This is a genomic window from Chryseobacterium hilariae, assembly GCF_051400735.1.
Classification (GTDB): Bacteria; Bacteroidota; Bacteroidia; order Flavobacteriales; family Weeksellaceae; genus Chryseobacterium.
Window position 1 is genome coordinate 236,896 of the sequence record NZ_JBLFFJ010000005.1, and the last position, 23,212, is coordinate 260,107.

The following is a 23,212-nucleotide window of genomic DNA, read 5'->3' on the forward strand; positions in this document are numbered from 1 at the left end:
ATTAAAGATTTAAACCATCATTTATCATTGATTATTCATCATTTATTATTAATAATCGGCAGGAGCTTCCAGATATAATTGTTTGAATGCGGTGTCAAGCTGCTCATCATTCGGAGCTTTTCCGTGCCATGCGTGGGTACCCATCATATAATCTATACCGTAACCCATTTCTGTATGAAGAATGATTACTACAGGCTTTCCTTTTCCTGTTTCAGTTTTCGCTTTCTCAAGGATTGCGATAACAGCTTCAAGATCGTTACCGTTTTTCTCTTCTAAAACAGTCCATCCGAATGCTTCAAGTTTAGCATGTAGATTTCCTAAGCTTAATACATCATCAGTATCACCATCGATCTGGCGCCCGTTGTAGTCAATGGTTGAGATGATGTTATCTACTTTCTTGGCAGCAGCATACATCAAAGCTTCCCAAACCTGGCCTTCCTGAAGTTCACCATCTCCGTGAAGTGTATAAACAAGAGACGTGTCTCCGTCCAGTTTTTTACCCTCTGCTACACCAAGTGCCACAGAAAGTCCCTGGCCAAGAGATCCCGAAGCAATTCTGATCCCCGGAAGACCTTCATGGGTAGTTGGATGCCCCTGAAGTCTTGAATCCAGTTTTCTGAAAGTTCTCAATTCATCTACCGGAAAGAAATTAAATCTCGCTAAAGTAGAATAGTAAACCGGCGAAATATGCCCGTTTGAAAGATAAAAATGATCCTCATTTTTCCCTTCCATAGTGAAAGGAAGATTATAGTTCATTACATTCCCATAAAGCGCTGTAAAATATTCCGTACATCCTAAACTTCCGCCCGGATGCCCTGAATTTACAGCATGAACCATTCTTAAAATGTCTCTTCTGATCTGCGTAGTAAGAGATTTTAACTCTTCGATACTTTTACTCATTATATCTGATTTATTTGCACGCGAATTTACAATTTTTTAACGGCTTACGGAAATGCAAAAATCCGGATTGATGATCCGGATTTAGAATTATTTCTGTGAAATACTGATTTTAACAGCCTTCGTTAAGGTATATTGAAATTTCTGTAATGACGTTGTTGATAAATTTAAAAGAAAGCTGCGTTCCGGCATCAAGATCTTCCAAAGTGAAATATCCTGTATCTTTAAGTCGTTTTTCGCCCTTGTCGTCCCAGGCAGGATGTACCGTAAAGCTGGGATAATTTCTATAAGCATTAATGAGTTCATCTTTTGTATTCCCGATCCCGATCCCGCTTTTTGTTTTGAACTTTTTACTGGTGGTTGTAATTCCCATAATGCTTGCCACATTTGGTTTGGCTTCACTGATGTAAGTTTCATAAAGATCAAGTGCAATCAGTTCTCCATTATATTTTACATTATTCTTGATCTGCCCGTCTGTTATTTTCAATTTTGTTCCTGCAATTTTTTCAGCTTCAGATTTTTCCATAAAGACTTTGTAAGGCCCAATCCTTAAGGTAGAAACTTCAAAATCCTGGGCATACGTAAATCCGAATGTTAGTAAGAATCCGAAAAGTGAAATAATTTTTTTCATGGTTATAATTTAGGCTTGTTTTAGAGTGTAATAGTTTTATTTTTTTCCTAATACTTTATTGACAGCACTTTTTATTAATGGTTCCATAATGTTGTAACCCGCAGATTCAGGGTGGATACCGTCTTTTGAAAGTCCTTCACGCATACCGCCTTTCTCATTACGCATTGCCGTATTATAATCAACAAAAATAAGCTTATTACTAAGAGAGTACTGCTTTAACCTGCTGTTTAAGGCATCTACTTTCTGGGATACATCAGTGATTTCTTTACGCCAGGGAAATGCAGCTGCAGGAAGTACAGATGCAATGATTACTTTAATTCCGTTGCTTCGGGCAATATCAGCCATTGCTTTAATATTGTTAAAGGTGAAGTCCTGATCATAAGTTCCCGTATTTTGAGCAATATCATTAGTGCCGGCATTAATGATCACCAGTTTCGGCTTTAGAGCAACAACATCATTTTGAAACCGCAGGAGCATTTGTGAAGAGGTTTGCCCGCCGATTCCCCTGCCTGTATAATTATTCTTAGAAAAAAATTCCGGGTGAGTTTTTACCCAGCCTTCAGTAATGGAATTGCCCATAAAGACCACATCTACTTTTTTCTTTGCATTCAAAATTGCTGTATTATCATCTTTGTATTTGGCAAGATTAGCAAAATCAACAGCGCTTTGTGCGTTTATCAGTTCGCTTAAAAGCAAGGCAATAGCCAGAAATATTGATGATTTCATATATATTGTTTTAAGGTTATCACATGCCAGGACAGAAAACTACTGAGGTATGATTAAGGCTTTAAAACCAATTTTCCAGATCAGACTACTTTTAAGTATTGTTTGTTCTTCACCAGCCATAAACCAATAAAAGTAAGCAGGCCATTAAGAACAATTAGCTCCACACCAATTCTGTAATCAGTATAAGTGGTAACAGATAAATTGATTAAATAAGTGATAACAGGTGCTAAAATAGTAACAGCAAGAATAGCATACCTTTTTGAAATCTGAAATTTGGTAAAAATTCCGAAGGCAAAAAGTCCCAAAAGTGGTCCGTACGTATAGCCGGCAATTTCCATGATCAGATAAACGATTGATTTATCATTCATGGCTTTAAAAACCATGATCAGGATGAAAAAAACTACGGTGAAAGTTAAGTGAACTTTCATACGAAGGTGTTTTTTTTCCTTTTCCGTTTTAGTTTTATCTTCATTAAGGCTTAATAAATCTACGCAGTATGAGCTGGTTACTGCCGTCAGGGCACCATCAGCAGAAGGGAATAATGCCGAAATCAGTCCGATGATAAAAATAACGGAAATCACCATTGGGAAATGTCCTTGAAGTGATAAAGCTGGGAAGAGATCGTCTCCCATAATATTTTTTATATTTCCTGATGCATCTTTGAATCCGAAAATATTAGTTACCGTTTCAGATTTTGCCAATCCATATTCTGCACCGTTCTGCAAAGCAAAAAGATACAGTAAGCCTCCTAAAAATAAAAACGCCAGATTAACGAAAAGAAGAGTTCCCGCAAAAGTCAGCATATTCTTTTTTGAATTCTGAAGATTGTCTACAGAAATATTTTTCTGCATCATTTCCTGGTCCAGACCTGTCATGGCGATCGTGATGAAAATCCCGCCTAAAATGGTTTTAAGGAAAAAGGTCTTTGAATTCGGATCAAAATTGATAAAATGAGTATAGTTTTTCTGTTCCAAAATGGTGTATGCTTCACCAAAGGATAAATTCAGATTGGATAAAATATAAACGATGCAGGCAATTAAACTGATGATCATAAAGGATGTCTGCAGTGTATCTGTAATTACAATAGTCTTTACACCTCCTTCAAAAGTATATAAAAGAACCATCAGCAAAAGTACAAGAGCCGTCACCCAAAACGGAACGCCCAGGCCCTCAAGCAAAAATATCTGCAAAACGTTGACTACTAAATACAATCTTGCTGTAGCACCAATAGCCCTGGAAATGATGAAAAATATGGAACCTATCTTATGGGCTTCTACATTAAACCTCTTCCCCAAGTAAGTATAAATGGAGGTAAGATTCATCTTGTAATATAACGGGAGCAATATGGCGGCAACTATAAAATATCCTATGAAAAAGCCAATGACCATCATATAATACTCAAAGCCTCCGAAAATATATTCGCTGCCTGTCATTTTTCCAACTGTCCCCGGAACCGAAATAAAGGTAACACCACTTAAGCTGGTTCCTATCATCCCGAATGCAACGAGCCACCATTTACTTTTTTTATTACCAATAAAAAATGATTGATTATCAGAATTCCGGCTTGTGAAATAGGAAATCACCAAAAGGCCAACGAAATAGATAAAAACAAATAGCAAAAGGACAGTTCCTGGATTCATGCTGAAATTTTAAATTTTAGCAAATATAGTTTTTTTCTGTTCTGGTCAAAAAGAAAAAACCTTTCAGAGTAAAACATCTGAAAGGTCTGTATTGTAGGACAAAAATAGTATCAATTGATTAAAACATCCTGTAATTCTTCACTTTTCTGAAAACTTGCTTTAGCAAACGGGCAGAGCGGAATGATCTTTTTGTTATTTTTCCTCGCGAAATCTACTGCTGCAAGCAGCATTTCCTTTCCTACACCTTTTCCGTTGTAGGCTTCTTCCACCTCAGTGTGGTCAATGATAAATCTTTCTTCTCCGGCCCAGGTATAAGTCATTATGCCAGCGCGTTTTCCGTCTATGAAAGCCTCAAAACTTCCGTGTTTCTCGTCGTTGTTTTGTTTTACTTCGGTCATATTATGAGAATTTTGTTAGTATTTCTATATCGTTGGTTAATATTTTGTGTACAGGACAGGCATCGGCGATGGTATGCAGCCTTTTCAGCTGTTCATCATCCAGGATACCTTCAAAACTGATGTCTCTTTTGAATACAGCTCGTTTCGTTAAAGGAAAATTTTCAAGCTCTACTTCTACATTGATGTTTTCCACATTCCATTCCTTTCTTTCGATGTACATTCGCAAAGTAGCTGCAGTACAGCTTGCCAGAGATGTTGCCAGGATTTCCAGCGGATTGAAACCTTTATTCTGACCGCCTTTGTCTATGGGTTCATCAGTAATAATCTGGTTTTCACCGGCCGTTACCTCAGTATAATATTTTGTTTTTCCTAAACTTGCTTTTACGGTTACCGCCATTATTGTTTTGTATTGAATTTATAACTTAATGCTCCTGAAGGGCATTGATTTATCTGGTCCTTTAGCTCCTCCGGACTTGCATTTTCAGCTTTTATCCAGGGTCTGTCTCTAGGATTGTAAACTTTCGGAAGCATTTTTACGCAGACAGCTGAGTGGATGCACTTCTGGGGCTGCCAGATAACAGTGATGCTGCCGTTGGGATATTCGTGTGTTTCCATATCAATTTTCTTTTAGTGATTTTTCGATCCTACGGTCCGGAATCAGCCATATGAGAGCCACGAGATAATAAAAACCTATGGCAATATAAGGATAAAAAAATGAAACAGTGATTCCGAGAACATAAAATACGATTGAAATATATTCTTTAAACTTTGACTGTATAGCTTCTTTAAGCTTAGAATCTTCACCCTCATGCCGGACAATCAGGTTCTCTAAAATCGTGTAGGCCACCGCAGACATGATGAGACAGATTCCATAAGCTGCCACTGGATTCTCCGCAAAATGTGTCGTCCCGATCCATTCCGTAGCGATAGGCATCAGCGAAAGCCAGAACAGGAGATGAAGATTGGCCCAAAGAATACTTCCGTTAACCTTTTTTACAGCCTGAAACAAGTGATGGTGGTTATTCCAGTAGATTCCTACATAAATAAAACTGAAAATATAAGCGAGAAACCGTGGCAGGAGAGGCTTGAGGCTGGCCCAGCTGCTTCCTTCAGGAACTTTCAGCTCAAGAACCATAATAGTAATGATAATCGCCAGAACACCATCACTGAAAGCTTCTAACCTTCCCTTAGTCATTGGTTTTAACCTCTTTTTTAAAGTTTTCTATCTTAGTTTTAAGTTCTTTAAGCATATCAGGATTGATGACGCCGCTTTCCAGGTCAAAATTTTCATAAAACTTAGGAAGTGAGAAAGTATCTTTGATATCTGCTGCAAACTGTGGGAAAAAGGTCTTTGCCGTATTCATCACATTGCCACCTCCGTAACCTCCCGGAGAAGTGCTCATGAGAAGCATTGGCTTGTTTTGAAATACCTTGACATTGATCCTTGAAGACCAGTCGAAGACATTTTTGAAAGCCGAACTGTAAGACCTGTTGTGTTCTGCAAGTGAGCAGATAATCACGTCACATTCCTCGATCGCCTTTAAGAAGTTGTGGGCTTCATCGGGAAATCCTTTCTTTTCAAGATCCACAGAGAAAACCGGCATGGTAAAATCATTAAGGTCGATCAGGTTGATCTCTTCATTCTGAAAATCCTTCAGAACAAATTTTACAAGCTCTCTGTTGATCGAAGTGGAAGATGTACTTCCCGCAAATGCTAATATTTTCATGGTTTATTAATCTGTAATAACCGTTATTTTCTGTTTAAAATGGCCTTAGGAAGCGGAACATATTCTGTTTCATCATCGGGAACCAGAGGAAATGCGTCATGGTTCTGATCATTCCAGTTGACTTTTGCCTGATCGATCATTTCCTTATCCGAATTCACAAAATTCCAGAATATAAAACGCTCCTCATCAAAAGGTTCACCACCGAAAAGATACACCGTGCCATTTTCACTCATCTCAAATTCACAAAGTTTAGTGTCTTTAGCGATCATCAATTGCTTGGAACCGTAAGAATTTCCTTCTGTGGAAACCGTTCCGTCCAGGACATACATGGCAGCTTCACCATAAAGATCCTTTCCGATGCTTATTTTCTTCGCTTCTTTTGTTTTGATCTCGATAAAAAACAGCTTACTATGAACAGGAACCGCAGATTTTCTTCCGAATGCTTCACCGGCAATCAGCTTATACTGAATTCCGTCTTCTTCCCATACCGGAATTTCATCTGCTTCAATATGATGGAAAGTAGGTTCTGTCTGCTCAAGATGTTTTGGAAGGCCTACCCAGATCTGGAATCCGTGAAGTCTTTTATCGCTGTGTCTAAGATACTCAGGAGTTCTTTCAGAATGTACAACGCCTTTTCCGGCGGTCATCCAATTTACGGCTCCCGGCTTTATTTCAACGGCACTTCCGATGCTGTCCCTATGAAAAATAGATCCTTCCAAAAGGTAAGTTAAGGTGGATAAGCCAATATGCGGATGAGGCGGAACATCAAGATTCTGGTAATCCTTCAGTTCTGAAGGTCCCATATGATCGATGAAAACGAAAGGTCCTACCGCTCTTTTTTCACGGAAGGGAAGAAGTCTTCCTACCAGGAAATTTCCAATATCTGCAGCCTTTTCTTCTATAATAAGTCCAATATTTGACATGATAAAGTAAATGTTTTTGAATTCTGTTTAAGGGAATGGATTAGATCTTTAGATGTACTGTTACAGTTTGTTGTAGCCTTCAAATCTTTCATCAACAATACGTTTCCACTCAGGGTGCTTCTTAATGTAGGCAAAAACATACGGACAGAATGGAAGAAGTTTTTTTCCGTTCTCTTCAATGTAAGCTATTGTTTTCTCTACCACAGCAGTAGCAGCCCCGGTTCCGGCAAGTTCAGGATCCGTTTCCGTGTGTACTAAAGCAATCTGATGGCCCATCTCACGATAGTCGATAAATGCGAAATGTCCGTCGATTTCTATTTCAAATCTTTTACCTGCTTTTACAAGAGGAATATTTTCAAATTCTGGTTTCATAAATTTTTGTATTGTAAGTAGGCTGGCGGAATTGTAAAGACACAAAATAGTTTGAACTGTGCGTCTTTACATTTCACCAAACACAAGTATATAAAGTTAATAAAAAAGGAAGAATCTAAGATTAAGATATATTTAATTCTTTAGTCTTCCAGATAACCGAACTTGCCGGTATTAAAATCTTCGAAAGCCTGCATAATTTCTTCCCTTGAATTCATCACAAAAGGTCCGTGAGGATAGATAGGCTCATTAATAGGTTCTCCGCTGATGATCAGTATTATTGCATCTTCCTGAGCTTCGATGCTGAATGTTTCGCCCTCATTTTTAAATAAGACTAAATGATCTGCCGCTGCTTTTTCTTCTCCGTTTACCATAATGCTTCCTTCAATGACCAATGCTGCTGTATTGAAATGAGCAGGAAAATTGAATTCAGCTTTTCCGCCGGCTTTTAACTTGGCATTCATCATATTCAATGGAGTGAAAGTTTCCGCCGGACCTTTATGCCCGTTATATTCTCCTGCAATAAGCTCGATAAAACCATTTTTATCCAGATCAACACGTTCCATTGATACATTTTCTATGGCCTGGTATTTTGGGCAGCTCATTTTATCTTTGGCAGGAAGATTGACCCATAGCTGAACCATCTGAAAAATACCGCCTTTTTTGGACCATTCGGTTTCGTGATATTCTTTGTGGAGAACTCCTTTTGCGGCAGTCATCCACTGTACATCGCCTTCGCCTATAATTCCGCCGCCGCCGGCACTGTCATGATGCTCTACTTTACCTTTGTATGCTATAGTCACGGTCTCGAAGCCTCTGTGCGGATGAACTCCCACACCTCTGGGTCTTTCAGAACCGTTGAAATCATGTCCAATCCATGTACTCCCGGTATAAAATTATGAACTCTAAAACCATCTCCTACAAAATGGGCGGGTTTTGGAGATACTACGATTTCTACTTTTTTCGTTGTCATAATATTGTGAATTTTATATAACAAAAGTACGGTAGCAAAGATCCAGGTGCATTGATCTGTGTTAAGTTCGTAAAAGGATAAAAGCTGATTTATTACTCTTCCTTAGATTTCATATTCTTTCCATCTGAAATATGGAGTCTTCTGAAAACAAAGCCCGATATGATGGTCAATATGCCTACGGTAAGGAAGGTGTATCGGAAAGCATTGTGCATTTCGCCCTCAATCAGATCAGAATTCTCAAATAACTTTAAAACAATCAGTCCGAAAGCGATCCCGAAGCCGATAGCCAGCTGCTGATTGACTGATATCAATGAATTGCCGCTGCTGGTCTGGAAATTCCTAAGGTCTGCAATAGAAATGGTGTTCATTGAAGTGAACTGTATGGAGTTGAAAAATCCTAATATGGCAATAATGGGTACAAACCAATATAAAGAAGTATGGATGTTGGGAATGGCCAGAAGACAGATCAGGGTTCCGATAATGAATGTATTGACCATTAAAGTCTGCCGGTAACCGTATTTATCCAGAATTTTAATAACGGATGATTTCCCGAATATGGCGGTCAGAGCCATTGGAGCAATGATCCACCCGGAAGTTACAGCCGACTGTTTGTAGGCAATCTGTATCATCAGCGGAAGCAGAAGCGGAACAGAGCTGATCCCTAAACGGGTAGCCAGGTTTCCGACAATTCCTACACGGAAGGTTCTTACCTGGAACAAATCCAGAGGAAAAATAGGATTTCCGCCTCTTCTTGCATGTCTGTAATAATAGTAGAGGAATAAAAAGCCCAGAATAAAGACAAAAAGCACAGGACTTATATTCTGTATATCTCCGAATAGTTCCAGCGAAATAGATAGCAGCAGCGATGCAGCTGCAAAAATTAAAAATCCTTTTAGATCAAAGTCAACATCCGTGGATTTGTAATTCGGCATGTATTTTAAACCTAAAATAATTCCTAATACTCCGATCGGAATATTAATCAAGAAAATCCAGTGCCATGAAAGATAGTCTACCATATAACCTCCAACCAGCGGCCCAAGTACAGGCCCGATCAGTGCGGGAATGATCGCGAAGTTCATTGCTTTAAGCAGCTCACTTTTATCAAAAGTCTTGATCAGCGCCAGTTTTCCTACCGGCGTCATCAAACTGCCTCCAACTCCCTGGATTACTCTTGAAATAACCAGATGGGTAAGATTTTGCGACATGGAACAGAACAGTGAACCTAAGCTGAAAAGGACCAGGGAAAAAATAAATACTTTTTTAGTTCCGAACCTGTCTGCCAGAAAACCGCTTGCAGGCATAAAAACCGCCAGGGTCAGAACGTAGCTTATGATAGCATTCTGCATATTGAGTGGAGACTCGTGGAGGTCCTTGGCGATGGAGGGCAGGGAAGTGTTAAGGATCGTGGAATCCAGCATCTGCATGAAAATAGCAGTGGCCAGAATGAGTGGAAGTATTTTTTTTACAGAGTTTGGCTGCGGGTTTGTTTCTGTCATTCGGTATAGACTGGAAATCTAATGAGTTCCATATTTATTTTTTATTGAATCTTTTCTGTTTTTAAAACAGCTTGATCTTTAGATAAAGAATTTCCTATAAAATTAAAAAAGTCCTGTGAATTTTCACAGGACTTTTTTAATTTATTTTCTAGGTTTTTCTACTCCTTTCCATTCATCGCCGGCTTTTCTGTATTGGCTTAAGATGTAAGTTTTGAAATCTTTTGTTTTATATTCTATGTTATCAGTGTTCTGTTCAAACGGCATGATGTAGTAATAGTCAACATCTGTTTTGTCTGATTTGTTCCCTTTTTTCACCGATGGAACATATTTGGAAAATTTATAGCTCGGAAGATATTGTTTTAATCTTGCGTAGAAAGCTTTGTTTTCTTTTTCTTCAGGGATGATATCTACAATCTTGAAATCATCTTTTTTCTTATCAATCCACAGGTAATACGTTTTTTCTTCACCTAAATTTCTGTTTAAAGAGTTGAAGGCAAATAATTCTTTTGGAACCAGTTCCTTAATCTTTTCAGGATCTACCTTGGTATAGAACTGTCCTTTAGACGGGTCAACATAAGTTTCAAGGTTGTACATTAAAACTGAGTTGTTCTCGAATTTTTTGTTCTTAAAATACTGATTTAAAGATAATTCTGCAGTGGCTCTGAGCTCTTTCCCTCTGTCATCAAGTTTTTTGGTAGGATTCTGAGGGTTTACTTTTTTTACAAACTCATATAAAACAACAGGTTTTACATCTTTAAGGTGAGGATACGTTTTAAGCTGTTCTGCCTTTACCAGCCAATAAAACTGCTGATAATAGTCATCCTTATCTACATCTTTCACGCTTTTATAAGACAAAGCAAGCTTCTTTGAATTTAAGTATTTGCCGTATTTTCCCTGTCCAAAAGCAAAACTGATGGATAGTAAGGCAAATAAAACAGTAAGATTTCTTCTCATTTTTTTATAATTGATATTTTCGTTGTCCAAATATAATTATTTCTTAGATATTATTTTTGATTGTCAGTTAAATTATATTGATATTATTAACGTTATTCAAAAGAAAATCCTGTATTTCTACAGGATTGATAAAATTTTGAAATTAGAAGTTAGATATTAGGGATTAGAGATTTAGATGTTATAATTGTTGAATCAAGAGCCAACACTAAAAAGGCTCAGGCTCTCAAACCCGAATCACATATCCCGAAATCACTACTCATAACTCGTCTCATGTACTTTCACTGCTCTTCCGCTCGGGTCATTCATTTTTTTGAAAGCTTCATCCCATTCTAAAGCGATAGGAGTGGAGCAGGCCACTGAAGGAACAGAAGGTACTGTTGCTGCCGCTGTTTCACTTGGGAAATGTTCTTCAAAGATGGTTCTGTAACGGTATTCTTCTTTGTTTTGAGGGGTGTTCAAAGGGAACCTGAATCTTGCATTGGCCATCATTTCGTCTGTGACCTCTTTTTCAGCAACTTCTTTTAATGTATCGATCCATGAATAGCCCACGCCGTCCGAGAACTGTTCTTTCTGTCTCCAGACAATAGATTCCGGAAGAACATCTTCAAAAGCTTTTCGCAATACCCATTTCTCTATTTTCCCTTCTGCAACGCTGATCATTTTGTCTTTTGGGTTGACAGTCATGGCAATGTCCATGAATTCTTTATCCAGGAAAGGAACTCTGCCTTCAATTCCCCAGCTCATTAGGGCTTTGTTGGCTCTTAAACAGTCATATAAATGAAGTTTACCCAGCTTTCTTACCGTTTCATCATGGAATTCTTTAGCGTTTGGAGCCTTATGAAAATATAAATATCCTCCGAACAGCTCATCTGAACCTTCTCCGGAAAGTACCATTTTAATTCCCATAGATTTGATCACTCTTGCCAGAAGATACATTGGCGTGGAGGCTCTGATGGTCGTCACATCATAAGTTTCCAAATGATAGATCACATCACGTACTGCATCCAATCCCTCCTGAACGGTGAAATTAACCTCATGGTGAACAGAGCCGATGTGGTCTGCAGCTTTTCTTGCAGCAGCCAGGTCTGGAGAGCCTGTTAAGCCTACTGCAAAACTGTGAAGCCTAGGGTACCATGCTTCCTGAGTGTCACCGCTTTCCACTCGCTGTCTTGCAAATTTCGCAGTAACTGCTGAGATAACAGATGAATCCAGACCTCCGGAAAGGAGAACTCCGTAAGGAACATCACTCATCAGTTGTCTGTGAACGGCATCTTCAAGGCCTTTTCTTATTTTTGAAATATCGGTTTCGTTGTCTTTTACGCTGTCAAAGCTTTCCCAGTCTCTTTTGTACCATTGTTGAAGCTCTGTTCCATCCGGGCTGTATACAAAATGCCCGGGAAGAAATGTTTCAATCGTTTTACAAACACCTTCCAATGCTTTTAGCTCAGAAGCTACATAATAGTTTCCGTTTTTATCCCATCCCTGGTAAAGAGGGCAGATTCCCATGTGATCACGGGCGATCAGATAAATTCCTTTTTCTATATCATAAAGAGCAAACGCGAAAATTCCGTTCAGTTTTTCAATGAAGTCTTTTCCATATTTTTTGTAGAGGGCAAGGATCACTTCACAATCCGACTGGGTCTGAAATTCGAAATCCGGAAACTCTTCTTTTAATTCTCTATGGTTATAGATCTCTCCGTTCACCGCAAGAACTACTTTTTCGTCCTTGGTGAATAAAGGCTGCTTTCCTGAAGTAGGATCTACAATAGCCAGTCTTTCATGAGAAAATACAACTTTGTCATCCTGAAATACACCGCTCCAGTCCGGGCCGCGATGACGGATCTTTTTTGACATTTCTAAAACCTGAGGTCTTAATATTTCGGTCTTTTGTTTGGCATCAAACAAACATACAATTCCACACATGTTGTTACTTATTTGAAGCAAAATTAACTTTGATGTTTAAAAATAACAACAAAAAATAATTAAAAGTTAATATTTTTAACTTAATAATTTATTTTAATGAAAAATATTAACTATTTGGATCAATTATCACGTTTTTAATTGATTTTTTTTACCTGAGAAAAATAGAGTTATTATTACCTTCTATACAAAATTAAAATGAAATAATTATTAATATATGGTAATTTATTATATGAATTTTAGCCCTTACTTTGTGGCTCGAAATAATTTTTTTTCATCATTTGTGTTTTTACCTTCTTGCAATTCTCTTTGCAAGAAGGTTTTGTTTTATTGAGACCCAAGCAAAACTCCTGAAACATTCCATGAACTGAAGCTTGTGCCTTCTTTTTCCCCCTGAGGAATCTTTATCTGTATTGTATGCTTGCCTGCTTTCAAATCTCCAAGAGGAATGAAATTCGGATTGGTAACTGTTCCCGGACACCAATTTGACCTGCTGAGGTCTGATGAAGAAAGTCCGTCTGGAAAATTTCCGGATGCAGGATTGTAAAGTCTGTAAGAGCCGCAGTCTGATCTCCAGGGCACAAAAGAAAAAGTCATTTTCCCATCCAAGAATATAGAATTGGGTTTGGGGACAAATTCATCTCCGTTTTCCCAGCCTCCATGTCCGGTAGTGATGTATCTCAGCTGAGCATTCTTCAGATCTTTTTCTAATATAAATTCTACGAAAAGTCCTTGATCCTTGTCGAACATCGTTGAATAATCCTGGCCTGCCATCTCCATGATATTTAAAGTATTAAAAAGAGGAATCGCCACATTATTCTTATAAATATTCTGGTCACTTTTATGAATAGTGATCTCCAGATTTACTTTATGACCGCCTTTATCATAATTACCGATAAAAGTACCCACCCAGACTTCCTTCCCAGAAAGAGAAGGCTTCAGTTCTGTGATATCCTGCCGGTACGGGCTTACGGTCTGCCAGTCTTTTCCTTTTAATTGAATATGATTGAATTTCTGAATCCCGAAGGCTGTAAAGAATCTCATCATCTCTATTGCCGGACTGTAGTTTTCAGTAGTATTTACTCCATGATACAGCTTTCCATTGCCGTTGTTATAAACAGGAAGTGTTTTAGCTCCTTTTTCCAGTCCGTCAAAAAATGAGGTTTCTTTATCCTGCGGAATAAAAAACACAGTTCCTGTTCTGTCGTACGCATCTCCGTTGGATTGCTGCTTCACTTCAACAAAGATATTTTCACCTTCTTTAATCGTAGGGAATTTTATTTTTTTTAGGATGATGGTTCCGTTGGCAAATCTTTTTACCTGTTCATCCGGTTTAGATTCATCTGAAAAATTGATGGTTTCATTTTCAAAAACTTTCAGTGTGGTAAAACGGCTTTTCCAGAGAAGATCCTTGTAACCCAGCAGATCGGTTGACTGTATTGAGCCTTTTAAAATATGATCAATATCCGTTTTTTTAACTTTTTTAATAGAGCTGGCAGTGAGCTGCGAATTTTTATTTCTTTCGATCTCCAGAACTAATCCCAGATTCTGTCCGATAATAGAAGGTCCCCCGTTAATTTTTAAATCATTGGTATACCAAACCTCAATTGTATTGGAATTGATCTTTGTTACTGCTTTTTTACAGTTATAGCCTAGAATCTTTTTTGTTTCATTGGTTAATTCAAATGTTTGTTTTCCTATAGATTCGGCATCTGAAGAAGAAATGATTTCTCCCGGTTTCAGGAAAGCATACGAAATAACCGTATGGGAAGGTTTTTCAATCCTGGTGATCTCAAATGGATAATCGCTTTTTTGTTCCCTGATCTTATTATTCAGAATAAAATTATCTTTTCCATCCACCCATACAAGAGTAGGAGACTGTTCGGTAAGAACTTTCCCGTTATAAGAGCTGATATATTGGATCTCATAAGCCTGTGCATATGAAAGGCCACATAGAAATAACGCAAAGAAGCTGAATAGAATTCTTTTATTCATAAATCAGTTTTTCATAAAGTGAATTTTCAAATTTCCGTCTGGATTTTAAAAAGTTTACGATATTATAAGTAGGGATTAATGATACATATGTTACAAACCGTTTTTCAATGTAGAGAAAATGTTATATCTGGCTAAAATTTTTCAATAAAAAAGCTGCTCTGAAATAGAGCAGCTGTATATTTTATAGATGAGTCAAAAAAATTAAGAAACTCTTTCGATCAGTGCCATATAGAATCCGTCGTAACCGTGGCTAGGCATAACTTTGTCATCTTTAATTAGCTTATAACCTGAGTTGGTTTTCAAAAATTCTTCTACCTGTAAATTATTTTCAGAAGGTAAGATAGAACATGTAGCATACACCATTTTTCCGCCTACTTTAAGCATTTTGGAATAATCCTGAAGAATTTGCTGCTGCTCTTTTTTAATTCTGTCAATAAAATCCTGGTCAATTTTCCATTTACTGTCCGGATTTCTTTTTAAAACACCAAGTCCTGAACATGGAGCATCGATCAGAAGTCGATCCACTTTATCATGAAGACGCTTGATCACTTTGTTGTCAGAGATCATACGGGTTTCGATATTGTGCGCTCCTGCTCTTTTTGCACGACGTTTCAGTTCTGCAAGCTTCCATTCAAAAATATCCAAAGCTACGATCTGGCCTTTATTCCCCATCAATGCAGCTAGGTGAAGGGTCTTTCCACCCGCACCCGCACAAGCATCCACAACTCTTTGTCCTTCTTTTACATCCAGGAAATATCCGATCTTCTGTGAAGAAGCATCCTGAACCTCAAATAGACCTTCTTTAAAGGCTGTTGTAAGGAAAACATTCTTCTTTTCCTCAAGCTGTACAGCATCCGGATAGTTTTTTACCGTGTAAGCAACTACCCCTTCATCTGAAAGATCAGAAATAAGTTCTTTTGGAGTTGTTTTAAGGCTGTTGGCTCTTAATACGGTCGGAGCCTGCTCGTTTAAAGCCTGCATTTCTTTTTCCCAGCCCGGTCCTAGTTCTTTTTCCAGAGTTTCAGCCAGCCATTCAGGAATAGAATGCTCGATAGCTTTTGTAGGAACGGTGTTCTTTTTAAGCTTGGTAAGGATATCGGCTATTTTAATTCCGTCAAATTCTTCAAACTTTTTATAATTGGTCTTGCTCCAAAGCAGATATGCAATCATCAGCTTATATATATTGGTTGGCTTTACACCTTCCCCCATATAATATTCAAGACGTTTTTTCCAGCGGATAATATTATAGAAGATCTCAGAAACAACGGCTCTGTCCTGACTTCCCCATTTTCTGTGGGCTTTTAAAAGTCTTTCGATTACCTTATCGGCATATTTATTTTTCTCGAAAAATGTTTCCTGTAAAGCATCGTGAATTCCGATCGCTAGGTTTCTGTGAATAAGTTCCATAAAATTGCTTCGCTGTTTGAATCTGCAAAAGTACGAATTATAGTTGAGAGTTGCAGAATTCAAGTTTCAGAGTGAGAGAGCATGAGGATTGTGAAGTTTCAGGGCACAGAGTGCGAGCATGAGAGTCGGAACGTTTTTGGGGTTTAAGAGTTTGAGTTTTTTGAGTCATAAGATTCCTATAGATCAAGAAATATTAAATGATGGCAAATATTTGGTTGCTGAGGCTCCCGAAGTCACCAGTCCTAATGTCTGACATCGAAAATTTTGGCTCCTGGCCCTTACTTATCTTGATCATGAATACATTCTACAAAAAATTCTACCTTTGCAAAAATAAAAAATATGAGTGATACTGTACTTTGCCCAAAATGCAACTCCGAATTTACTTATCCGAGTGAAAATAATATGATGACCTGCTCGCAGTGTTTTTACGAATGGAATCCTGAAGAAACGACTGCAGAAAATTCTAATGAAGGAAAAATATTGGATTCAAACGGGAACGAGCTTCAGGATGGAGATTCTGTAGTAGTAATCAAGGATCTTCCTGTAAAAGGAGCACCAAAACCGGTAAAAGCGGGAACAAAAGTTAAAAATATCCGTCTAAGACCGGACAGCGATCATAATATTGACTGTAAAATTGACGGTTTCGGATCTATGGCTTTGAAATCAGAGTTTGTGAAGAAAGCGTAATGTTTATTTGAAAAAAATAAAAAAAGGAAAAGATTGGACAGTGTAATCTTTCAAAGACTTAATTGCAGGATGTGCTAATGTCCGTCTCAGGGCAGAAAGAGAATTAACCAAAAATTTCCTTATGCTGTAGAAATACAAATGTAAGAAAAAGTTTCAAACCGCTTCTTAGATTTGTATTTTTTTTATCCACATATTAACAATAACTACAAGGAAATGTACAAGTTATGAGGGATTGGCGGTGTTCTTTGAATTTTATTTATACAAATTAATTTAATAATGATGTTAATCTTCCTGTGATTTAGACAAAAGAAATCTTGATACTTCCTTCTACCTTTTCATCTGTATAAACAATAAGCTCTTTGTTTTGAATCCTGATCTTATTCCAGTAATGATTTCCTGCAAACCTGCTTTCCAGCAGTTCGGCTTCAGCTCCATTTTCAGAAATTTTTATTTCCTTGGGATAATATGAAAATTTAGTAAGCTCGAATTCTGCTTTTTCTTCTTCACTGAATATATTTACTTCGCCAAAAAGTTTGGCTACATAAGGATTATAGGGTTGCTTGTAGGTTTCTTGCGGACTGTCGTTCTGGATCAGTCTTCCATCCCTCAGAATGACGATCTGGTCTAGCCAGGGCATAATATCCTGAAGCTCGTGGGTAGAAATGATCAGAGAAATCTGATGTTGTTTCACATACCTGAACAGTCTTTCACGAAGTTCTATTTTCCTGGGGAAATCCAGGTTACTGAAAGGTTCATCTAAAATAAGCAGTTTCGGCAATACAGAAAGTGCTCTGGCTATGGCAACCCTCTGCTGCTGGCCTCCGCTTAAATATTTAGGAAGCACATGGGCAAATTCCTGGAGTCCTATCACTTCCAGAAGCTCCATGACCGTTTCTTTTTTTTGAGCTAAATTGATGTTGGAAATAAATTTTCCAACATTTTCGGCAACAGTAGCGTAAGGCATCAAATCAAAATTCTGGGCCACCAGTTTCATTTCGGCTTCTCCGGGAACAAGATTTCCTTTTGGACCCAAAAGCCGTTTTCCATTAAAAACAATCTCGCCGCTTTCCCAGTCTAGAAGACCATAAATCAAGTTAAGCAATGTAGACTTTCCACAGCCGCTTTCTCCTGCCAGTGCAATGATTCTGCCTTCCTCAAAACCCAGATTAAGGTTCTGAAACAGTGGGTTATCTTTGGTATGGGAAAAATATAAATTGTGTATTTCTAAAAGCATAATACAAATGTAAGGTTTTTATGAAAAAATAAAATTTTTTATTATATTAGCGGAAGTAATAAAAATATATCAAAAATGAGAAAAAAACTGTTTTCACTAGCTATTCCTGCTTTATTTGTTGCGGCTGTAGCGGTTTCTTGTAAAAAAGACAAACCGGTTACCAGCGAAAGCAATGAAGTGACAACTACAAAAGACGGGAATCAGTATACGGTGGACACATTAAACAGTAAAGTGGAGTGGAAAGGATATAAAGTTTTCAAGTCTGAAAGTACAAGTCATTTCGGAACAATCAAGTTTGAAAGCGGTGATGTTACGATAAAAGACGGGAAGCTTGAAAGCGGAAAATTTGTTGCTGATATGAATTCTCTGACGTCTGTAGATCTTAAAGATGACGCTGATCAGTTAGGAAAACTGAATGGTCATCTTAAGAGTGGCGATTTCTTTGAAGTAGAAAAATTTCCTACCGCTTCTTTTGAAATTACAAAAGTGACACCGGCTATGGAAGGAGATTACAATACACTTTTGGATGGGAATTTAACTATTAAAGGTATTTCAAAACCCATTCAGTTTAAAGCCAATGTCTCTGTAAAAGACGGAGAAGTAAGTGTGGCTACTGAACCGAAAGATATTAAAAGAGAAGAGTTTGGCGTAAAGTTCCAGGCTCCTGCTGAAAACGGGGTGATTAAGGATGAGGTAACTCTTCAGATCAACGTTAAAGCTTTAGAAAAGAAATAATTTTTTTATTTAAGTGAAATAAGTGATTGAAGTCTGCCTCCCGTAAAGGGGCAGATTTTTTTATCACAGATTCATTATTAAACTTAAAAAACGTATTTTTGCAAAACATTTTGAAAGGGTAAAACAATGATAGAAAAGATAGAAGAACTACTTACCGAAGTAAACAGCTTCAATGCTACATCTAAAGAGGAAATTGAGAACTTCCGAATTAAGTATAATGGTAAAAAAGGTGTTCTGAATGATTTTTTTGAAAAATTTAAAGAAGTTCCAAACGACCAGAAAAAAGAATTCGGGCAGAAGATTAATTCTTTGAAGCAGGCTGTTGCAGGAAAACTGGAAGATCTGAAAGATGCTTCCCAATCTGCTATTGTCACAGAAAAAGAAGATCTTACAAGACCTGCTTTTCCATTGGATCTTGGGTCAAGACACCCGATCAATCTGGTGAAGAACAGAATTATTGAAATCTTTAAATCTATAGGTTTCGCAGTAGCCGACGGTCCCGAAATAGAGGACGACTGGCACAACTTTACAGCGCTTAACCTTCCTGAATACCATCCGGCAAGAGATATGCAGGATACTTTCTTCATTGAGCAGAACCCTGATATTCTTTTAAGAACGCATACGTCTTCCGTACAGATCCGTTATATGGAAGAAAACCAGCCGCCGATCAGAATTCTTTCTCCGGGAAGAGTATTCAGAAATGAGGCTATTTCTTCACGTTCACACTGTATATTCCATCAGATTGAAGGTTTGTATATTGACGAGAACGTAAGCTTTGCAGATCTTAAACAGACAATCCAGTTCTTTACCACTGAGCTTTTCGGGAAATCTAAAATCAGAATGAGACCCTCTTATTTCCCTTTCACAGAGCCTAGTGCTGAAATTGATGTATATTGGGGATTAAACTCTGAGACAGATTACAGAATTACCAAAGGAACAGGCTGGCTGGAAATCATGGGATGTGGAATGGTAGATCCTGCAGTTCTTAAAAATGTAAATATCGACTCTGAGAAATATTCAGGATATGCCTTCGGAATGGGGATTGAAAGAATTACAATGCTTCTTTACCAGATGAGCGACATCAGAATGTTCTTCGAAAATGATATCAGAACTTTAGAACAGTTTAAATCACTATAAAAAATTAAACCTCCGGAAATTCCGGAGGTTTTTTGTTTTTAATTACTGACCTAAGAAACAAAACGTAATTAAAAACGAGATTATATTGAAAAATCACACGTAACCATTTTAATAAAGGTCTATTAATTTTATATTAATTTTTTCTTCTCCAAAATTCGTCACGATGAGGGAAATCGAAGTGTTATATGTATTACTCCGGATATCTTTATTAGTCTTTAGTTTGCTGTTATTAGTAAGACAGCTGGAAATTAAAATGTATTACATTAAATCATAAAAAAACCTGCAAAAATATTTTGCAGGTTTTTTTATAATTCAAAAGACTGAATATCTTTTACTTATATTTTAAAGGGTATTTCACATTTTTAAGATCCTCAATACTTGCTTTCAGTGAACCTACGGCCAGTTCTGCCTGCAGAAGCATTGGAATATGGTTGGCGTCATTGGTAACCCACATTGTCACCCCTTCTTTTTCTTTGAAAACCCTTCCGCTTTTTACAGACGGGATAATTTTCAGACAGTTAATGGTCCCGAACTTGGTTTTCAGATCTTCTGTTCCTGTCACCTTTAGCTGAAAAGGAAACATTTCATCATCAATCCATACATTCATATTGATCACCGTTCCTACCTTTAATTCGCTGGTATTTTTGCTTCTCAGGTAGTAGAAGCAGGAAAGCATATCCTGCACGCCTTTTACAGATTTAATAACCTTAGAGCCATTGGCAGGAGTCTTTTTATCAGTTAAGATCAGGGTATGATTATTATGGTTAAAAACGGTTTCAAAATGTTGGCGGTAGCTTCCTTCACGTACATTTCTTACATAAAAGCTTGGCAAGCCGGTTTCTATATTAATAAAGCTTTCATATAAATCCTCTACTTTGAAAAAAGCTTTTACAGCACCTGTAGTCTTTCCTGTACCTTTAACGTACAGATGGGGAGCACCCATATAATTTGTCTTTTTGGCAGTAAGATTGGCAGTTCCGGCATTCAGGATTCCATAGTGGATTCTGAATGTAATAGACTCACCGTCAGAAATATTGTCGATCTGAGCATAGCTCATCAGGAACATAAATATTGCAAAAAGATTTAAAATTTTCTTCATGGTATGAAATTTAACAAAAACATTGCCAAATTTAAGATCCTTAACTATTTACAGAGATTTGATAAATCTCAGGTTTTTATTTAGAATCAATTAAATATGCTTCGCATTAAAATTAGTAAATTTGCAGTTACATGTATAATTAAATTATCTTATTATGATAACCACTGATATATTGATCATAGGAGCCGGACCTACCGGGCTTTTTGCTGTTTTTGAAGCAGGTTTATTAAAAATGAAGTGCCATATTATTGATGCGCTTCCACAGCCAGGAGGACAGCTAGCAGAGCTTTATCCGAAAAAACCTATTTTCGATATTCCGGGATATCCTTCAGTGAATGCTGGAGAATTGGTAGATAATTTAATGGAGCAGATCAAGCAGTTCCAGCCGGGATTCACTTTGGGAGAAACTGCGGTTTCTTATACAAAAGTGGATGATGAATGGTTTGAAGTGATCACCAACAAAGGAACGGTGCACAGATGTAAAGCTATTGCCATTGCCGGTGGGTTGGGAACTTTTGAGCCAAGAAAACCTACTTTTGAAAATGTAGCTGACTATGAGGAAAAAGGTCTTGAATATTTTGTTAAAGAGCCTGAGCATTTCAGAAACAAAAGAGTAGTGATTGCCGGGGGTGGAGATTCTGCTCTTGACTGGAGCGTCTTCCTTTCTAATGTTGCAAGCGAGGTAACTTTGATCCACAGAAGAAATGAGTTCAGAGGAGCTTTGGATTCTGTAGAGAAAGTTCAGGATCTTAAGAACCAGGGTAAAATTAAATTAATTACGCCTGCTGAAGTTACCGGTATCAAAGGGGACGGAAAAGTTGAAGCGATCACGGTAGAAGTTGAAGGACAGGAAGCTTACGATATTGAAACGGATTATTTCATTCCTTTATTCGGACTGACTCCAAAATTGGGTGAGATCGGAAACTGGGGCTTGAATATTGAGAAAAATGCGATTGTTGTAAACAATGCGCTTGATTATCAGACGAATATCGACGGAATCTATGCGATCGGAGATATCAATACCTATCCGGGTAAACTGAAACTGATTCTTTGCGGTTTCCACGAAGCTACTTTAATGTGTCAGAGTGTTTACAACAGACTGAATCCGGGTAAGAAATTTGTCCTTAAATATACAACAGTAAGCGGTGTAGATGGATTTGACGGCAGCCGTAAGGAAGCAGAAAAGGCAGTTGTGAAAAAAATTGACTAATTTTGCACTATTATGTCAGATATTAATATAAAGATCACCGATCGGGAAGGGGTAACCCATGATGTTGTAGCGCCTACAGATATGTCTATGAACCTGATGGAGATCATCCGCTCTTATGAACTGGCGGAAGAGGGAACCATTGGTGTTTGCGGAGGAATGGCGATGTGTGCCTCATGCCAGGTATATGTGATTAACGATCCGGGCCTTGAGCCGATGGGCGATGAAGAAGATGCGATGCTGGCGGAAGCTTACCACGTAAAAGACAACAGCAGACTGGGATGCCAGTTACATATGATGGATGAAATGGAAGGTCTTGAAGTGGAGATTGCTCCTTATCCTTAGAAAATATTAAATTTAATTAGTATAAAAAACCGCTTGGAAATGTCCAAGCGGTTTTGTTATGTGTATTATTTACTATTTTTTATTTGAATAATTTTTCTCTTCGTGAATGATGATAGTATCTTTTTAATTATTATATTTTCTCCTTCGAAATCCATTTCCCCACAGTAGGAGCCTGATAATTTTTCATCTTTTCTAAAAGCTCATCAATATTTCCACTTATTAGAAGCATATCACGGTTCACCTGCTTTAAAAATCCCTTATCAACCATCGTCTGAACCAGTCTTATTAAATCATCATAAAATCCATCAATATTCAAAATTCCTATTGGTTTCTTATGAAGTCCAAGCTGTGCCCAGGTGATCATTTCAAAAAATTCTTCAAGGGTTCCATAGCCGCCGGGAAGAACGATTACGCCGTCGCAGAGATCATTCATCTTTGTTTTTCTTTCATGCATGGTTTCTACGAGGATGAGTTCGGTAAGCTTTTTATGGGCAATTTCTTTGGATTGCAGGAAGTGAGGAAGGACACCTATGGCCTTTCCTCCTTCATTTAAAGTACCATCTGCAACTGTTCCCATCAAGCCAACATTTGCACCACCGTATATAAGTTGAATATCTTGTTTTGCCAATGTCTGCCCAAGCAGGAAAGCTTGTTCTTTAAAGATACCATCTGTGCCGAAACTTGAACCGCAGAATACTGTTATACTTTTCAT

The 23,212-nt window shown here is 37.8% G+C and carries 24 protein-coding genes and 1 pseudogene; 5 read left to right on the forward strand and 20 right to left on the reverse strand.

Features of this window, described 5'->3' with window-relative positions; all coding sequences use genetic code 11:
• Positions 1-48: 48 nt before the first annotated feature.
• The 17 genes and pseudogenes from ACMGDK_RS15935 to ACMGDK_RS16015 form a co-directional block, all read right to left on the reverse strand.
• Positions 49-903 carry a transketolase gene (locus ACMGDK_RS15935; protein WP_436808980.1) on the reverse strand — a complete coding sequence of 285 codons (855 nt, stop codon included), beginning with the start codon at positions 901-903 and terminating at the stop codon, positions 49-51.
• 106 nt (positions 904-1,009) lie between these two features.
• Positions 1,010-1,528 (reverse strand): hypothetical protein, encoded by a 519-nt coding sequence (locus tag ACMGDK_RS15940; RefSeq protein WP_436808857.1) that lies wholly within the window; start codon positions 1,526-1,528, stop codon positions 1,010-1,012.
• Between the two features lie 36 nt (positions 1,529-1,564).
• On the reverse strand, positions 1,565-2,254 hold the full coding sequence (locus tag ACMGDK_RS15945; RefSeq protein WP_436808858.1) for an SGNH/GDSL hydrolase family protein: 690 nt from the start codon (positions 2,252-2,254) through the stop codon (positions 1,565-1,567).
• Between the two features lie 80 nt (positions 2,255-2,334).
• Positions 2,335-3,894, reverse strand: coding sequence for a sodium:solute symporter (locus ACMGDK_RS15950; protein WP_436808859.1), 1,560 nt, complete (start codon positions 3,892-3,894; stop codon positions 2,335-2,337).
• A 110-nt stretch (positions 3,895-4,004) separates the two neighbouring features.
• Positions 4,005-4,292, reverse strand: coding sequence for a GNAT family N-acetyltransferase (locus tag ACMGDK_RS15955; RefSeq protein WP_436808860.1), 288 nt, complete (start codon positions 4,290-4,292; stop codon positions 4,005-4,007).
• 1 nt (position 4,293) lies between these two features.
• Complete coding sequence (locus tag ACMGDK_RS15960; RefSeq protein ID WP_436808861.1) at positions 4,294-4,689, reverse strand: OsmC family protein; 396 nt, start codon at positions 4,687-4,689, stop codon at positions 4,294-4,296.
• Entirely contained in the window at positions 4,689-4,907 is a 219-nt protein-coding gene (locus ACMGDK_RS15965; RefSeq protein ID WP_436808862.1) for a (4Fe-4S)-binding protein, read from the reverse strand. Before ACMGDK_RS15965 ends, ACMGDK_RS15960 begins: the two co-directional genes overlap by 1 nt.
• Before the next feature lies 1 nt (position 4,908).
• The gene (locus ACMGDK_RS15970) at positions 4,909-5,487 is read right to left on the reverse strand and encodes a TMEM175 family protein (protein ID WP_436808863.1); all 579 of its coding nucleotides are present in this window, start codon (positions 5,485-5,487) and stop codon (positions 4,909-4,911) included.
• Positions 5,480-6,019: an NADPH-dependent FMN reductase gene (locus tag ACMGDK_RS15975; RefSeq protein ID WP_436808864.1), complete on the reverse strand. Its 540-nt coding sequence runs from the start codon at positions 6,017-6,019 to the stop codon at positions 5,480-5,482. Before ACMGDK_RS15975 ends, ACMGDK_RS15970 begins: the two co-directional genes overlap by 8 nt.
• A gap of 23 nt (positions 6,020-6,042) precedes the next feature.
• On the reverse strand, positions 6,043-6,942 hold the full coding sequence (locus ACMGDK_RS15980; RefSeq protein ID WP_436808865.1) for a pirin family protein: 900 nt from the start codon (positions 6,940-6,942) through the stop codon (positions 6,043-6,045).
• Positions 6,943-7,002: 60 nt separating this feature from the next.
• Positions 7,003-7,314 (reverse strand): GNAT family N-acetyltransferase, encoded by a 312-nt coding sequence (locus ACMGDK_RS15985; protein WP_436808866.1) that lies wholly within the window; start codon positions 7,312-7,314, stop codon positions 7,003-7,005.
• A 140-nt stretch (positions 7,315-7,454) separates the two neighbouring features.
• Positions 7,455-8,284: pseudogene (locus ACMGDK_RS15990) on the reverse strand (pirin family protein).
• 92 nt (positions 8,285-8,376) lie between these two features.
• Positions 8,377-9,780 carry an MFS transporter gene (locus ACMGDK_RS15995; protein WP_436808867.1) on the reverse strand — a complete coding sequence of 468 codons (1,404 nt, stop codon included), beginning with the start codon at positions 9,778-9,780 and terminating at the stop codon, positions 8,377-8,379.
• A gap of 141 nt (positions 9,781-9,921) precedes the next feature.
• Positions 9,922-10,734: a hypothetical protein gene (locus tag ACMGDK_RS16000; protein WP_436808868.1), complete on the reverse strand. Its 813-nt coding sequence runs from the start codon at positions 10,732-10,734 to the stop codon at positions 9,922-9,924.
• A 252-nt stretch (positions 10,735-10,986) separates the two neighbouring features.
• Positions 10,987-12,657, reverse strand: a complete 1,671-nt coding sequence (asnB, locus tag ACMGDK_RS16005) for an asparagine synthase B (protein ID WP_436808869.1) — start codon at positions 12,655-12,657, stop codon at positions 10,987-10,989.
• Between the two features lie 324 nt (positions 12,658-12,981).
• The gene (locus ACMGDK_RS16010; RefSeq protein WP_436808870.1) at positions 12,982-14,649 is read right to left on the reverse strand and encodes a GLPGLI family protein; all 1,668 of its coding nucleotides are present in this window, start codon (positions 14,647-14,649) and stop codon (positions 12,982-12,984) included.
• A 201-nt stretch (positions 14,650-14,850) separates the two neighbouring features.
• Complete coding sequence (locus ACMGDK_RS16015; RefSeq protein ID WP_306844027.1) at positions 14,851-16,056, reverse strand: RsmB/NOP family class I SAM-dependent RNA methyltransferase; 1,206 nt, start codon at positions 16,054-16,056, stop codon at positions 14,851-14,853.
• A 339-nt stretch (positions 16,057-16,395) separates the two neighbouring features.
• Between ACMGDK_RS16015 and ACMGDK_RS16020 the strand changes: the two genes are divergently transcribed.
• Positions 16,396-16,743, forward strand: coding sequence for a zinc ribbon domain-containing protein YjdM (locus tag ACMGDK_RS16020; protein ID WP_436808871.1), 348 nt, complete (start codon positions 16,396-16,398; stop codon positions 16,741-16,743).
• A gap of 298 nt (positions 16,744-17,041) precedes the next feature.
• Here ACMGDK_RS16020 and ACMGDK_RS16025 read toward each other — a convergent pair whose 3' ends face one another.
• Positions 17,042-17,977, reverse strand: coding sequence for a sulfate/molybdate ABC transporter ATP-binding protein (locus ACMGDK_RS16025; RefSeq protein ID WP_436808872.1), 936 nt, complete (start codon positions 17,975-17,977; stop codon positions 17,042-17,044).
• 75 nt (positions 17,978-18,052) lie between these two features.
• On the opposite strand from ACMGDK_RS16025, the gene ACMGDK_RS16030 reads away from it, so the two are divergent.
• Together ACMGDK_RS16030 and pheS are read left to right on the forward strand one after the other, a co-directional pair.
• Positions 18,053-18,712 (forward strand): YceI family protein, encoded by a 660-nt coding sequence (locus tag ACMGDK_RS16030; protein WP_426050089.1) that lies wholly within the window; start codon positions 18,053-18,055, stop codon positions 18,710-18,712.
• Positions 18,713-18,838: 126 nt separating this feature from the next.
• Positions 18,839-19,849 (forward strand): phenylalanine--tRNA ligase subunit alpha, encoded by a 1,011-nt coding sequence (gene pheS / locus ACMGDK_RS16035; protein ID WP_111955668.1) that lies wholly within the window; start codon positions 18,839-18,841, stop codon positions 19,847-19,849.
• Between the two features lie 331 nt (positions 19,850-20,180).
• Here the strand turns inward: pheS and ACMGDK_RS16040 are convergent, their stop codons facing one another.
• Positions 20,181-20,948 (reverse strand): DUF3108 domain-containing protein, encoded by a 768-nt coding sequence (locus tag ACMGDK_RS16040; protein WP_436808873.1) that lies wholly within the window; start codon positions 20,946-20,948, stop codon positions 20,181-20,183.
• 154 nt (positions 20,949-21,102) lie between these two features.
• On the opposite strand from ACMGDK_RS16040, the gene ACMGDK_RS16045 reads away from it, so the two are divergent.
• A complete protein-coding gene (locus tag ACMGDK_RS16045; RefSeq protein ID WP_436808874.1) occupies positions 21,103-22,158 on the forward strand; it encodes an NAD(P)/FAD-dependent oxidoreductase in 1,056 nt (351 codons plus the stop codon).
• Between the two features lie 12 nt (positions 22,159-22,170).
• Positions 22,171-22,500: a 2Fe-2S iron-sulfur cluster-binding family protein gene (locus tag ACMGDK_RS16050; protein WP_080778227.1), complete on the forward strand. Its 330-nt coding sequence runs from the start codon at positions 22,171-22,173 to the stop codon at positions 22,498-22,500.
• Between the two features lie 130 nt (positions 22,501-22,630).
• On the opposite strand, the gene ACMGDK_RS16055 is transcribed toward ACMGDK_RS16050, so the two are convergent.
• Positions 22,631-23,212, reverse strand: a complete 582-nt coding sequence (locus ACMGDK_RS16055; protein WP_436808875.1) for an LOG family protein — start codon at positions 23,210-23,212, stop codon at positions 22,631-22,633.